Source organism: Maribellus luteus (assembly GCF_003576475.1).
Taxonomy (GTDB): Bacteria; Bacteroidota; Bacteroidia; order Bacteroidales; family Prolixibacteraceae; genus Draconibacterium; species Draconibacterium luteum.
Map to the genome: position 1 here is coordinate 1 of NZ_QWGR01000029.1, position 14,285 is coordinate 14,285.

Genomic DNA, 14,285 nt, shown 5'->3' on the forward strand with positions numbered 1-14,285 from the left:
GTAGTTTGTTTTTTACTCCGCGATATTTGTTTTAAAAATTTTGATCATTGATTGACTTTAATCCACAATTGTTCGGGCCCGTTCGTATTCGCTGTAAAACTCGGTATGGGTAAACTGAAAGCGGATCATCAGTTTATCGAGCTGGTTTTTAACCACTTCGTTGGCTGCGTCGAACAGCTCGTCGAGCAGGGTCATAGCGGCAAAGGCCTGGTTGCGCACCGTACGCGGCTGGCCTATCAGCGCCTTAAAGTCGTCGAGCGAAGTTTCCAGTTCAACAATCATGTCTTCGGTTAATCCGTAATCGGCCAGGTTAGCCAGCTGGTTGCGGGCTTCGTTAATAACCGGGGCAATCAGGGCCTCCACATCGGTTTCACGGGCACGGTCAACATCTGTTTTGGTAAGTTTTACCTTTCCAAGCAGTTTTGTATCTCCAGTAATGGCGGCATACGCCTGTAAAATTCCCGAGGGGATGAGTGCCTTTTCGATCAGGTTGTTCAGCACCAAGGCCTTGTCGGCCGTAACCGCCTTACTGTTCGAAAGGGTTTTCTCGTTGGTATCAGCAATACGCTGAATCAGTTCGTCGAAATCGTTTTTGGTGCTTACCAAAATCGGGATAGAACTCCACAACGCGGTGTTCGAGTCGAGTGTTGCCTGTGTGTTCAGGTACATTCTGAAGCGATTTGTCTGTGTTTTGTCCATAACATTAATTTTTATTGATGTTTAAAAAATGGGTGAAAGTTCTGCGTATAAAACCTTTCGGGAGCCGGAAAACGCCGAGGAAGGCCGTGTATTTTGTGTGTTTTTTTGTAGGTGCATGTTTTGTTTCGAGTTGTTACCTGTATTTGTGAAGCCGGTGTGTTAAAACTGTATGTAAATTATAAATATACGCAACACAAGTCAATAGCTGTGCAGTATGTTGTTGAGCATAAACGAATTGGCGTGTGTTGAGTTCAGGGTTCAGGGTTCAGAGTTCAGTGTTGCCGTATTGCGGTGTTGCTGTATTTTGCTTGTAACTCACAGCTCGCAACTTGTTCCCGCATTGCTGTTGAAAGGACTGAAGGATTGATGAGATTGAGGGACTGAAAGACAGTGTTTAGTGATCAGTCGCAGTTCTCAGGGATTGAAGGATTGAAAAGGAAGAATTTTCAATGATCAATATTCAATTTCCAATAGCTTGCAACTTGTGGCTAGCAGCGCTTCTTCTTTGTCCCCATTTTCGAGGGGGACGAGGAATTCCGAAGGCTCAGACGAAGGAATGACGGAGGGGGTGCTGCTGGCGCAAAGTTCAAAGTTCAAAGTTCAGAGTTGTGCTCTTTTGCCCTGTGCTCCCTGCTTCCTGAATGAGTTGGCTTCGCAAGCTCGTCCTAACGTCAACGAGGGGGTGTTCAGGCAGCGGACAGCAGCTGACAGTTTTCGGTTAGGACACCCTATGTCCGCTGCCAAACGAAAACAAAAACGGACGTCATTGCGATTCGTCCGGCAGTCGACGGACGGAGAAGCAATCTGAAGCGGATGTACCGTATTACCGTGTTTTACTCGTAGCTAGTAGCTCACAACTCGCAGCTTGTAGTTCAGAGTTGTGCTCTTTGCTCCATGCCCTTTGCCCCATGCTCTTTGCAATTTATCAGTTTTACAATTTTACAATTTAGCACAGCTCGCAACGCTTCCCGTTTGTCCCCATTTAGGGGGACGAGGAATTCCGGAGGCTCAGACGAAGGAATGACGGAGGGGGTGCTGCTGGCGCAAAGTTCAGGGTTCAAAGTTCAGAGTTGTGCTCTTTGCTCTCCGCTCCCTGCTTCCTGAAAGAGTTGGCTTCGCAAGCTCGTCCTAACGTCAACGAGGAGGTGTTCAGGCAGCGGACAGCAGCTGACAGTTTTCGGTTAGGACACCCTATGTCCGCTGCCAAACGAAAACAAAAACGGACGTCATTGCGATTCGTCCGGCAGTCGACGGACGGAGAAGCAATCTGAAGCGGATGTACCGTATTACCGTGTTTTACTCGTAGCTCACAACTCGCAGCTTGTAGTTCAGAGTTGTGCTCTTTGCTCCATGCCCTTTGCCCCATGCCCTTTGCAATTTAACCGTTTAGCAATTTAGCAATGACTGCAATTCGGTGTTGCTATATTGCTGTTTTGTACTCGAAGCTCGCAGCTCAGAGCTCGACGCTTATTGCCTTCTTCTTATTCCGGTTTCAAAGTAAGCAAAGGCATTTCGCTGATGGTTCCCACGCGCATGGGCGGGCCAAAAGCTCCGGCGCCCTGCGACACATAAATGTGGGTTCCTTTGTAGTTGAATAAGCCCTTGTTGTATTTGTAGAACAACGGAATAAGCAGGTTTACGGGGAATAGCTGTCCGTTGTGGGTGTGCCCGGCCAGGTACAGGTCTACCCCGTGCCGGTTGGCGTATTCCACCCCGTCGGGGCTGTGGTGAAGCAGTACCGTAGGCGGACCGTCAAAAATATTCAGCTGGCTCAGCGTGGATTGTATGGTCGGCCTTTCCGGGTTTCCCCCGTTTGGGTGGTCGGCGCGCATGTGGTTAAGCCCGATAATTTGCAGCTCGCCAAAATGCGTCACTTCGTTTTCGAGTACGCTTACGCCTATTTCCCTCAGTTTTGCTTTTACCTCTTGGGCGCCCGAGTATCCGTCGTGGTTGCCCTCCACAAAATAAACCGGGGCCGACAGCTTTTTCAGGGGTTCAATGCTGGCTTTGTTCAGTCGTATTTTGCCGTCGAACAAATCGCCGGTGATAAACACCACATCCGGTTTCTCCTGGTTGGTTTTGTCCACGATCTTCTGCAGGGTTTTGGGCCCCCAGAAATGCCCGATGTGAATGTCGGACAAGTGCATGATCTTTACTTCTTTTTTTAACCCTTTAACCGGAATATCAACACGGGTTACCCGTTTGTACATCGCATTCCAGATGCCCAGCGTGGTAACGAGTACCGCCAGCGCCAGCGAGGCGGTTCCCAGTATTCTGGGCTGTAGTTGCACAAAAACACTCAGCAGGTGAACCGCCAGAACCGCCAGTAAAAGGTAGAGCATAAAGCCCATAAAGATCGACGCTGCACTGTAAGCCAGGTTGGCAAATCCCGATGCAGCGTTGGAGAAGGCGATGATTCCGGCTATCATAAAAACAGTTACCGATGCAAAAGTCAGGTAGAGATAGCGGGAACTTTTCAGGTCGAAATAAAAGGTGAACCGCCGGGTGAGATAGATATTGGCACTTATCAATATTCCCAGAAAAATGACCAGGAACAGAATGGGAAAGAATTGTTTCATCGTTGTATGGCTTTCAAAAGCTTTGTTGCTAATGCCTGCAATTTAATAAAATAATTCCTCGTGGTTTGCCACGGGGGTTTCCTGTTAAGAAGATATCGCACCGCCGCATAAAACCCTTGAATTATGCGTCATTGCGAGACACCACCTTTTTTTTAGAATGGGAATAAGGAGGAAATGACAGGTAGATTACATTTTTTGCCCCCCCGTTTCGGCTGCACTCCGCTCTGCCGAGCGGTCGGCCTCAACTGGGCTGTCCAAAAAGGCAAGCTGTTTTAAAAGAAACTTGCAATTTATAATCGACTTTCATTTTACCCCTCCAAACCTCTCCGTCAGCTAACGGAAGGCTTAAAGTCCCCTACAGGGGATTTAGGGGTGAAAACCCTGGTGGTTACTTACAAATTGTAACATCAATCTAACACAAGAGAACTTTTGAGACAGCCACCGGCTCCAGTAACCTTCTTTTTCTGTCATTGCGATCCGTCAACAGACGGGGATGCAATCTTTAAGATGAACGGGACACGATGATCCCAAATGTAAAACGTGAAAACAGAATGCTGATGATATGGATGCTGCCCGGTTTAATGCTCATTGATTGTGTTCTGTAATACCCATTGTGATAGTATTTTGGTGAACAAAAACGGCTAAATTTCCTTATCTTGTTCGTATAATCTAAATCAACAACAATGAAATTTTTCCGACTTTTTGTTCTTGCTTCTTTTTATTTGTTCTTCTCGTGTAATGCGGGTGCGCAGGACGGGCCGGCGCTTTATCAGCAGCATTGTGCCCAGTGTCACGGCGCCGATCTGAACGGCGGAAACGCTACCAGCCTGGTAGACGGTATCTGGCAGTTTGGAGCCGAAGACGGTTACATCTACCGAAACGTCAAATTTGGGATTTCACATTTGGGCATGCCGTCGTACGAAAAGACCTTGAACGACACCGAAATTGGTGCGATTCTGAAGTACATCCGGGGTTCCGAGAAAAATGCCGGGGCAGAGCGTCCGTCCATTGTAAAAGAGCTGGAAACGATGGATTATTTTATGAATGTGGAGGTTTTTGCCGATAAGCTGGAGATTCCGTGGGCCATTGATTTTATCGATGCCAGCACGGCATTGATCACCGAGCGGCCCGGTCGCTTGCGGGTAGTAAAAAACGGCGTTTTGCAAAAGGAAGCCGTGCGGAATACACCTGAAGTTTTGCACGAAGGGCAGGGAGGTTTGCTCGATGTGGCGGTTGATCCCGATTATAGCCAGAACGGATGGATTTACGTGGCATACAGTCATGCCTTGAGCAATGTGGAGGGGGCCGAACGCCCGCCGGCCATGACGCGTATTGTTCGCGGAAAGATCAGGGACAACGCCTGGGTGGATCAGCAGGTGCTGTTTGAGGCGCCGCACGAAACCTACCGGACCACCCGTCATCACTACGGTTGCCGGATTGTTTTTGATCCGTGGGGCTATCTGTATTTTGCCATCGGCGAACGCGGAACCGATATTCATGCGCAGGACCTGGCGCGGCCCAACGGGAAAGTGCACCGGATTTATAAAGACGGCACTGTTCCGACGGATAACCCATGGTTTGATGCCGAGAATTCTATGCCGACGCTTTATTCGCTTGGAAACCGGAATATCCAGGGAATGGCGATTCATCCCGAAACGGGGCAGCTTTGGGCAACCGAGCACGGCCCGATGGGAGGCGATGAACTGAACCTGATTGAAGCGGGAAAAAATTACGGCTGGCCGGTCATTACTTATGGATTGAACTACAACGGAAGCATTGTTTCGGAATACACGCGCAAGCCGGGCTATGAGCAGCCGGTTTATTACTGGAAACCTTCGACCGCGGTTTGCGGGCTCGATTTTTACCGGGGCGACCTGTTTAAAAAGTGGAAAAACAAATTGCTGGTGGGGGCCTTGAAGTACGAGGAGGTAAGCTTGCTCGACATTGAAGGCGACCGTGTCATGCACGAAGAAGTGATTGTGAAAGGGCAGGGGCGTGTTCGGGATGTTTCTACCGGCCCCGACGGAGCGATTTATGTGGTGTTGAACAAACCCGACGCTGTAATTCGTTTAACGCCCAAGCTGGATTAATCCGCGAAAGAGAAAGAAAAGCATAAAAAATCCGTCTTTGGAATTCTTTGAGCTGCCGGTGCAGCAAAGATATTTTCCAAAGACGGATTTCGTGTTTTATACAGGTCTGCCCCTATTTAAATGCTTTCCCGAGGCGGTTCAACGCTTCTTCCAAAGTACTTCTCGGGCAGCCGATGTTGATACGCAGCCAGCCTTCGCCACCCGTGCCAAACCTGCCGCCATCGTTCAATGCCAGCTGTGCCTGTTCGATGGTGAATTTCATCAACTCCTCGTTTTTCATCTTGTAATCGGTGAAATCGAGCCATACCAGGTAGGTGCCTTCGGGTTTCATTACTTTCACGCGCGGCAGGTGCTTTTCAACAAAACTTTCGAGCAGTAAATAATTGTCCCAAAGGTAGCTTAATAGCTGATCGAGCCAGTTGTCGCCGTGGGTGTAGGCTGCTTCAAGCGCAATCGATCCAAATATGTTGCCCATTCCAAGGTGCCCCACTCCAAGGTGTCTTTCGTAGCGTGCAAACTTGTTTTTGTTCGGAATGATAACAAGCGAAGACGAAAGTCCCGCAACATTGAATGTTTTGCTGGGCGCCATCGTAATCATGCAATTTTCTTTAACTTCTTCCGAAAGAGTGGCAATCGGAATGTGCTTGTGTCCTTTGTAGATCAGATCGGAGTGAATTTCATCCGAAATGATCATGATGTTGTTCTTCGTGCAAACCCTGGTCAGTCCTTCCAGTTCTTCGCGTGTCCACACCATGCCTCCCGGGTTTTGCGGATTGCAAAGCAGCAGTAGTTTGGTGTTCGAATCGATCTTGGCTTTCAAATCATCCAGATCAAAGGTATAACGGCCGTTTACCAGTTTTAGCGGGTTTTCGATGAGGCGGCGTTTTGTGCCTTTTACACAGTCGAAAAACGGGAAATACACCGGCGGTTGAACCACCACCCCGTCGCCGGGTTTTGAGAAGGTCTCGATACCCATTGTAAGGCCGGCCACCACACCCGGGCTAAACGAAATCCATTCTTTTTGAATGTCCCAATCGTGCCTGCGTTTCATCCATCCGATGATCGCGTTAAAATAAGACTCGGGTTTAAACGTGTAGCCCAGTATCTCGTGCTGTGCTCTTTCCCTGATGGCTTCCATTATGAAATCGGGTGTTCGAAAATCCATGTCGGCCACCCAAAGCGGAAGCAGCCCGGGCGATTTGAAATAGGTTTCCAGCGCATCGTATTTCAAGCAATTGGTTTCTTTGCGCTGAATAATTTCATCAAAATTGTACGTCATCATTTTATCCTTTCTTCTGATCGAATTGTATTCCTTTTTTGAAATTTGGAGGAAGCTGTCATTGTAAAAGGTTGCGCCGCTTGGGCAGTTTTTTACACCTCAATGGGGCGAAGATAAACTAATTCACCCTCCTTTTCAACTTTCAGTACAAAATTGAAACGGTTGAGTTGGGTGCAAAGGTGGAAGTCATTTTCGGGCGACCAGCTTTGTTTGTCCGGATCAAAAAAACGTGCGCCGTCTCCGGCTTTGATGGTCGCGATCATTCCTGCGAAATCGTTGTTTTTGCCTTCCAGTTCATTTTTGATGAATTCAGCGCAAAGCGTGTCTTCGTCGGTGGGGTATTCGCAGGCATAACCCATGCACACAAGCGAAACAGTTGTGGGGTTTTTGGCCCGGATGTACCGGACGATGGAGTCGGCATTCACAAAGCTTCCGGTAAGAATCTCGTCGGCGTTGGTGGCATTTACAATTCCCTGCGTGCCTGAGCTGGTGGTGTGAATCATCGTACGTGCCGCGAAAGGCGTGTTTATCAGCTGATCGGGGGAGTTTCCAAAGTCGAACCCTTCCGGTTTTTGTTCGTTTCGTTCTCCCACCAGCAGGTAGTCCGGGTGTTCTTTTTTAAGTTGGTATGCCTGGTTGATGTCGCCCACAGGATAAATTCTTCGGATACCTTTATCTACGGCGTAACAGGCAGTGGAGAACGCACGAAATACATCAATGACGACTGTAATTCCACTGGCAACTTTCGCCCCTTCAATGAGTTGTAATATGTTTATGTTCATTTCCTTATTTGTATTTGTTCTTGGTAAAAATCATTTAACAATAGAATGTATTCCTTGGCATGATATTTGATAAAAGCAACGCGTCTTATCTACAAGAAGCTTATCTGTATTGACTTACGTCGCATTTCGTAAAATACACATCAAAAACCACTGTTAAGATTACGTTTAATTTTCGGGTTTCAAAACATGTTATACAGCATTTATGTTGAAAAACATATATTTTTGTCCTGTCATTCATGTTAAACTTAAAATTGAATGGTTATGAAAACAATTAAATTTTTATCTACAGTAATGGCAGTAGCAATTGTAGCAGTTGCTACTGCAGTTGAAAAGCCAAAAATGAACGTTGTCCCTCTTACATCTGAGAGGGCAGTTGTTTCGATAGTGAATAACAAAGAGGCGATGTTTGAGTTGAGTATTGTCGCAAAAAATGGTGATTTGGTATATTATAAACAATCAGCAAAGCCGCTAAACACCTACCAGAAAGTATTTGACTTCTCTCAGCTAGCCAGTGGTGAATACACCATGAACCTGAAAGTGGACGACACTCGTCTGTCTAAAGAATTTGAAGTAGCAGCCAACGGAATTTTTGTTGGAGAATCGAAAATGCGTTTTGATCCTTACTTCGCTTATGCGAACGATGTTTTGAAACTTTCGTACCTGAATTTTGACGGCGAGTTCATGACCCTGAACATCTACGATGACAACGGGTTAATCTTCCAGTCAAAATTGGGAAAAGAATTCAACATGGTAAACGGATACGATCTTTCGGCTCTTGCAGGAGGAAACTACCAGGTTGTGTTGAGTTCATTGAACAACGAGTACACATATAGTTTAGTAAAATAGGTTAGAAAATGTTATTGGTTTAAGAAGGCCGGGAGTCATTAGATTTCCGGCTTTTTTTGGCCTGTTGAGTATTTAGTTTGAAAAGCGTAAAAAGAAAAGGCTGTCCTACTGACAGCCTTTTTAACCTAAACCAACTAAACCTAATAAACCACGGATTTACCAGAATAGTAAACCCGGATTGTCTTTAATATTTTCTTGTTTTGTCTACTTTCCTGATGCAAAGATAGGATTTTTTTTTGCAGATGATTCCCTGTTGCTTTATCAGATGTCAATTTTAAATGGTTGGATTCATTACATTTGCTGAAAATATACTATACACACACTATGAACAGGTATCTTCTTGCATGCATTTTTATTTTTTCAACAGTATTCGTTTCTATCGCCCAACCCAAGTATGAGTTCAGGGCTGTTTGGGTGGCTACGGTTGCCAATATTGACTGGCCGTCGAAACCCGGTTTGGATGCAGAAACCCAGAAGGCAGAGGCAATTCGCATTCTGGATATGCACAAGGATCTGGGAATGAATGCGATTATTTTGCAGATACGGCCTGCGGCTGACGCACTTTATTATTCCGAAATGGAACCCTGGTCGCGCTACCTGCAAGGGAAGCAGGGGCAGGCGCCCGAACCGTATTACGACCCGCTGGAATTCTGGATCAAAGAATGCCACGCGCGAGGTATGGAGTTGCATGCCTGGCTAAATCCTTACCGGATAGCACAAAATACAAAAGAAGAGCTTTCGGCCAACCACGTCGTTTTTAAACATCCTGAATGGGTGCTGGAGTATGGTAAGAAACTGTATTTTGACCCGGGGATTCCGGCTGTTCGCGAGTTTATTACCGGTGTAGTGAAAGATATTGTGACGCGGTACGATTTGGATGCCATCCACATGGATGACTATTTTTATCCGTATCCCACCAAAGAGGCATTTCCCGATACTACATCGTTCCAAATGTATAACAGAGGTTTTTTTGCGGAGAATATAGCCGATTGGCGCAGGGAGAATGTAGACATCACCATAAAAATGCTGAACGAGGGAATCAAGTCGGTAAAGCCCTGGGTGAAGTTTGGGATCAGTCCTTTTGGCGTGTGGCGAAATATTGCCGACGACCCGCGTGGCTCGCAAACAACGGCCGGTACCAGTAATTACGATGGCTTGTATGCCAACATTCTGAAATGGCAGGAAGAAGGCTGGATTGACTACTGTCTGCCGCAACTTTACTGGCACATTGGAATGCCTGCCGCCGATTTTGAGGTTCTTGCTCACTGGTGGAAAAATCACACCTATGGAAGGGCCTTGTACATTGGGCAGGCTCCTTACCGGGTCGACCCTGAATCGAAAACACCGGAATGGCGGGAGCCTGATCAGCTGCCAAAGCAATTGCGCCTGCTTCATTCCATCCCCGAAATAAAAGGCTCTGCTTATTTTAGCTCCAAAAGCTTTAACAAGGATTTACTGGGTTTTCAGGATAGCCTGAAACTGGATTTTTACAGGCAGCCTGCGATTGTGCCGCCAATGCCCTGGCTGGATGCAACGCCTCCGCAGGCGATTACAAAGTTGAAGCGCTCGGGGCGAAAGCTGCAATGGAAGGTAGCCGATGCATCGGGTGAGATGGACAAGCCCTGGCAGTTTGTGGTGTACGTAACAGAACGCGGGAAAAGTTTTGATAAAGAAAATAGTCAGCATGTGTTCAAAATACAAAAGGACAGGGAAATCAAATTCGACCGCATGAACCGAAAAAAGAAGAAGTACGAGGTCCGTATTTCGGTGCTCGACCGCATGAACAACGAGAGTAATGTGTCGCTTCCTGCGATCGTAAAAATGTAATATTTGTTTTTGTAAAACGTATATTTCAAACTACCTTTATTGCTTTGCGGCCTGTAGCTCAGTTGGCAGAGCAGCTGACTCTTAATCAGCGGGTCCAGGGTTCGAATCCCTGCAGGCCGACTTATTTTTCGTTCTTATCCGGGCGCCAACACCGAGAAAGGGAACCACGGAAGATTGCGCAAAATCCAGAATAAGATCACAACAATCAGAATAATCCAGGGCGTTTGCTTCTTGTAAAGCAGATTGGGTAATTTCCAGGCAAAAATCCGGTTTAATACCGGATGAATGTAATGGTAAAGGAGTAAAAGTGCGGCGGGTAAAAACAAAAAGTTATAGCTAACCACCCCCGCTATGTTTAAATGAAGCAAATTGTGCAAAGCCCGCTGCGAACCACATCCCGGGCAATAGCCACCCGTAACAGCATGAAACGGGCACTGCGGGAAAAGCTGGGTTTTGGACGGGTCGAGTACAAAAAATACCACAGCCACTCCCAGCACCAAAAGCAGCCAAAGAAAAGGTAGAATTTTCTTCATGTACTAGAAATCCATCCCTCCAAGCGAAATTCCGGCCAGTATCCCAAAAACTGATAAAAGAACGGCAATCATTGCAATAGCCAATCCGCTGGCCAATCCGATCCACGCCCACATTTTAGCGTTCTTACTGGCAATGCGCGCACCTTCCAGGTCGCCTGCATTCCATTTCGAGTTAACCTGGGCTGCAAAAACGATGGACACAATGCCCAGAATCTGACAGCAAAAAATAGTTACCAAAATGGCAAACACTAAATAATTCGGAGGAGGAGTACCCGGATGAGAAACTTGTTCGTTCATATTATTATGATTCATTTATTCTTTTGAAGGAAGTGCTTCAAAATTAAGTTAAGCAATGATAAAATGAAACAGATTCTCCGATTTAATTCCTTCCGATTGCCTGTAAATGTTATTTCTTGCACTGTTTGCCCTTCCCGAGGGATGGAAGATGGGTGCTTCTTGTTTTATTTGGAAAAGTTGTTCGGGAGATTGGCTGTCGCTGCGAAGCCTTTAACACTTCATTAACAAACCACGATTTAAACCTACATCAGACAAAGTTGTCTTATTTGTAGTTCAATTAATTAAACAATTAGAAAACAGAATTCAGAAATGAAAAGACTGCTAGGAATTTTTTTGTTGTTCTCCATCTGTATTTTTTATTCCAAGGCGTATTCAAGTACGCTCACAAATGTGGATGACGACAAATCGGGGAGGATAAAAGGGATCATTGTGGAAAAGAATTCGGGTCAGCCGATGGAATTCGCCAATGTGGCGGTTTACAACGCTTCCAGCTCGTCGCTGGTATCCGGTGGGATTACCGATGACAAAGGGGAATTTGAAATAAGCGGTTTGCGCCTGGGTGAATATTACCTGGAAGCCAATTTTATCGGCTTCGAAAAATCGGTGGTCGAAGATATTGTTATTAACCGCGATAACCCAACTTTTAACTCCGGGAAAATCAGGCTGAGTAATTCTTCAGTAGAACTGGAAGGGGTTAATGTGGTGGCTGACAAGGCCCAGGTTGAATTCAAGCTCGATAAAAAAGTTGTCAATGTAAGCCAGGTGATGAGTGCAATTGGCGGAACAGCCGTGGAGGTACTCGAAAACACACCCTCGGTTCAGGTGGATCTCGAAGGAAATGTCTCCTTGCGCGGGTCTTCCAACTTTACCGTATTGATTGACGGGCGCCCCAGTGTATTAAGCGGGAGCGATGCCTTGCGCCAGATTCCTGCGTCAGCCATCGAGAACATTGAGATCATTACCAATCCTTCAGCCAAATACGAGCCCGACGGAACAACGGGGATCATTAACCTGGTAATGAAAAAGAACTCGCTGAACGGATTAAGCGGGATTGTAAACGCAACCATTGGTTCGAACGACAAATACCGGGGAGATGTGACGCTGAACTACCGTACCGAAAAATTCAACTTTTTTGGTGGTGTTGATTGGCGCGATGATACCTTCAAAGGAGGGGCACATTCGCTTAGCGAAACATATGCGGGCGATACCACTTCGTACATAAAAATTGATGGCGACCGGAACTTTAACCGGCAGGGGAAGAACCTAAAATCAGGCATCGACTGGTTTGTTACCGATAAATCAACCTTGTCGCTTTCCGGAGAATTGGGCCGGTCTGATAACAAAAGCACGGGTGGCGGACGAACCCACGAGTATTCAGTTCCGGCAAGCGAGGAGCTGTTCTCCATCAGCGAAGAAGAATCCAAACGCGACAATAAATTTTACAGCGGAACACTTAGCTTTCAGCACAAGTTTAACAACGAAGGACATCAGCTGGATGCGATGGCCTTTTACTCGCGCGAGAAAGGTTCTGACAACGAGATAGAGGGGGAACTGCTGGCCGATGAAAATTTCAACCGAACGCCGGATTATATCGAAAGAATTTCGACCCTTGAGAACGAAAAGGAACGCGAATTTCGGCTTAAGCTCGATTATGCGTATCCTTTCAGCAAGGATGGAAGACTGGAAGCGGGGCTGCTAAGCCGCCTGGAAAGTGATGTGGAAGATCTGGCTTTCCGCGATTACGATCAGAGTTCCGACAGCTGGATCATCAACGAAGATTTCTCCAGCGAGACTGATTTTACACGCAACATTCATGCGGTTTATTCCACATTTAGCAACAAATTCGGCGGGCTTCAGTACATGGCCGGACTGAGGGGAGAGTTGACCCACCGCGAAACAAAAAATACAAATGCCGAAGCGCCGTCGCAGTTAAACCGTTTTGATTTGTTTCCAACGGTGCATTTTTCTTACCAGCTGGAAGATAACATTGAACTGATGTCGAGCTACAGCAGGCGGATCAACCGGCCACGCGGTCGCGACCTCGATCCAACCCCGAATTATTACAACCGCTATACCATTCGCTTTGGGAACCCCGATCTGAAGCCGGAATTTACCAACTCTTACGAATTGGGAGCCATGTACCGCTTCAGCCGGTCGTATGTTTCGCTGGATGCTTTTCACCGCATTACCAACAACAAAATCGACCGGGTTGAAACCCTGGGGGAAGACGGGATTTATTACCTGAATACCGACAACTTTGACAAAGATTATTCAACCGGTGCCGAGCTTTCCGGAAACATCAATTTCACGAAGTGGTTGCTGGTAAATGCGAGCGTTTCGCTTTATCACTACCGGATAACGGGCGACCTGAACGGCGAGTCGATCGACAGAAGCAGCAATAACCTGAGCAGCCGGATGAGTACAACCTTCAAAATCAGCGACAATTCGAGGTTGCAGCTGCAGGGCTTTTTTAACGGAAAAACGGTTTCGGCGCAGGGAGAACGAAAAGCAATGGTATTTACCAATGTTTCGTATCGCCAGGATTTCTGGGATAAAAAGCTGACAGCTACCTTGAATGTCCGCGACATTCTTGGTACCGGCAAATTTGAGAACGAATCATACGGCGCCGATTTTAAGCGCTGGAGCCAATGGAAACACGAGCCAAGAACGTTTATGCTTACACTCAGTTACAAGTTGAATAATTTTAAGGAAGATCGAAACAGCCGGGGAGAAGGAGGTATGGATATGGACGGCGGAGAGTTTTAATCTTTACTGAAATAATACGTCATAATTTTAGGAAATGCTGCTCACCGGGCAGCATTTTTTGTATAGCGCGGTGGCCTGTGCTTTTGCTCACCTGCGGCTGGCAATCATTGTGCCTCTTGTTTGCCTGAAAGGACTTTAATCAGATAATTTCTTGTGTTTTGCATGGGTTTCCTTGATATGAAGATGTTCAAAAAGTCAGGTGAGTGAAAGAATAACTAACAAAAGAAAAGTGATGCTGAGTTTCATCTTCTTTCGGCAGACAACCCTTTAGGTGCATCTTTTTATGGTTCTCATTTAATGCCGGTCACTACTATTTCGTCCGGGATTACGAACCATCATGAAATAACTTTTTCCGCCGGACGAAAAAGTGGGCTTGCTACTTACCCGGCGCTTTGCACCGGGTTATTGATATCCGACACTTTCAGTGTCAAATGAAGCTCCTCACAGTAAGCAAACGAGGTATGAAATTGGATAATCATTATTTTATTCGCAGGAAGGTGCGGGGAATATTGACTCGTCCTAAAAAAAGTTTACAGGTTATAACTCCAAATTTATTTGTTTTCTGTAGTAGTTCTTCCATCTTTTTT

General features: G+C 46.4%; 10 protein-coding genes and 1 tRNA gene. 5 read left to right on the forward strand and 6 right to left on the reverse strand.

Going from position 1 to position 14,285, the window contains the following annotated elements; genetic code table 11:
• Window positions 1–57 precede the first annotated feature (57 nt).
• Entirely contained in the window at window positions 58–699 is a 642-nt protein-coding gene (locus D1614_RS23380; RefSeq protein ID WP_119440424.1) for a hypothetical protein, read from the reverse strand.
• A gap of 1,481 nt (window positions 700–2,180) precedes the next feature.
• Window positions 2,181–3,278 carry a metallophosphoesterase gene (locus D1614_RS23385; RefSeq protein ID WP_119440425.1) on the reverse strand — a complete coding sequence of 366 codons (1,098 nt, stop codon included), beginning with the start codon at window positions 3,276–3,278 and terminating at the stop codon, window positions 2,181–2,183.
• Window positions 3,279–3,961: 683 nt separating this feature from the next.
• Here D1614_RS23385 and D1614_RS23390 point away from each other — a divergent pair.
• A complete protein-coding gene (locus tag D1614_RS23390) occupies window positions 3,962–5,368 on the forward strand; it encodes a PQQ-dependent sugar dehydrogenase (protein WP_119440426.1) in 1,407 nt (468 codons plus the stop codon).
• Window positions 5,369–5,480: 112 nt separating this feature from the next.
• On the opposite strand, the gene D1614_RS23395 is transcribed toward D1614_RS23390, so the two are convergent.
• Together D1614_RS23395 and D1614_RS23400 are read right to left on the reverse strand one after the other, a co-directional pair.
• Window positions 5,481–6,650: a MalY/PatB family protein gene (locus tag D1614_RS23395; RefSeq protein WP_119440427.1), complete on the reverse strand. Its 1,170-nt coding sequence runs from the start codon at window positions 6,648–6,650 to the stop codon at window positions 5,481–5,483.
• A gap of 89 nt (window positions 6,651–6,739) precedes the next feature.
• Complete coding sequence (locus D1614_RS23400; protein WP_119440428.1) at window positions 6,740–7,429, reverse strand: 2-phosphosulfolactate phosphatase; 690 nt, start codon at window positions 7,427–7,429, stop codon at window positions 6,740–6,742.
• Between the two features lie 261 nt (window positions 7,430–7,690).
• On the opposite strand from D1614_RS23400, the gene D1614_RS23405 reads away from it, so the two are divergent.
• The 3 genes from D1614_RS23405 (at window position 7,691) to D1614_RS23415 (ending at window position 10,222) form a co-directional block, all read left to right on the forward strand.
• Window positions 7,691–8,275, forward strand: coding sequence for a T9SS type A sorting domain-containing protein (locus tag D1614_RS23405; RefSeq protein ID WP_147384364.1), 585 nt, complete (start codon window positions 7,691–7,693; stop codon window positions 8,273–8,275).
• Between the two features lie 324 nt (window positions 8,276–8,599).
• Window positions 8,600–10,102 carry a glycoside hydrolase family 10-like protein gene (locus tag D1614_RS23410; RefSeq protein WP_119440430.1) on the forward strand — a complete coding sequence of 501 codons (1,503 nt, stop codon included), beginning with the start codon at window positions 8,600–8,602 and terminating at the stop codon, window positions 10,100–10,102.
• Window positions 10,103–10,149: 47 nt separating this feature from the next.
• A tRNA-Lys gene (locus tag D1614_RS23415) sits at window positions 10,150–10,222 on the forward strand.
• Window positions 10,223–10,236: 14 nt separating this feature from the next.
• Here the strand turns inward: D1614_RS23415 and D1614_RS23420 are convergent.
• Together D1614_RS23420 and D1614_RS23425 are read right to left on the reverse strand one after the other, a co-directional pair.
• Window positions 10,237–10,635: a DUF2752 domain-containing protein gene (locus D1614_RS23420; RefSeq protein ID WP_119440431.1), complete on the reverse strand. Its 399-nt coding sequence runs from the start codon at window positions 10,633–10,635 to the stop codon at window positions 10,237–10,239.
• Between the two features lie 3 nt (window positions 10,636–10,638).
• The gene (locus D1614_RS23425) at window positions 10,639–10,932 is read right to left on the reverse strand and encodes a CD225/dispanin family protein (RefSeq protein ID WP_119440433.1); all 294 of its coding nucleotides are present in this window, start codon (window positions 10,930–10,932) and stop codon (window positions 10,639–10,641) included.
• A 309-nt stretch (window positions 10,933–11,241) separates the two neighbouring features.
• Between D1614_RS23425 and D1614_RS23430 the strand changes: the two genes are divergently transcribed.
• A complete protein-coding gene (locus D1614_RS23430) occupies window positions 11,242–13,698 on the forward strand; it encodes a TonB-dependent receptor (protein WP_119440432.1) in 2,457 nt (818 codons plus the stop codon).
• Window positions 13,699–14,285: the final 587 nt, after the last annotated feature.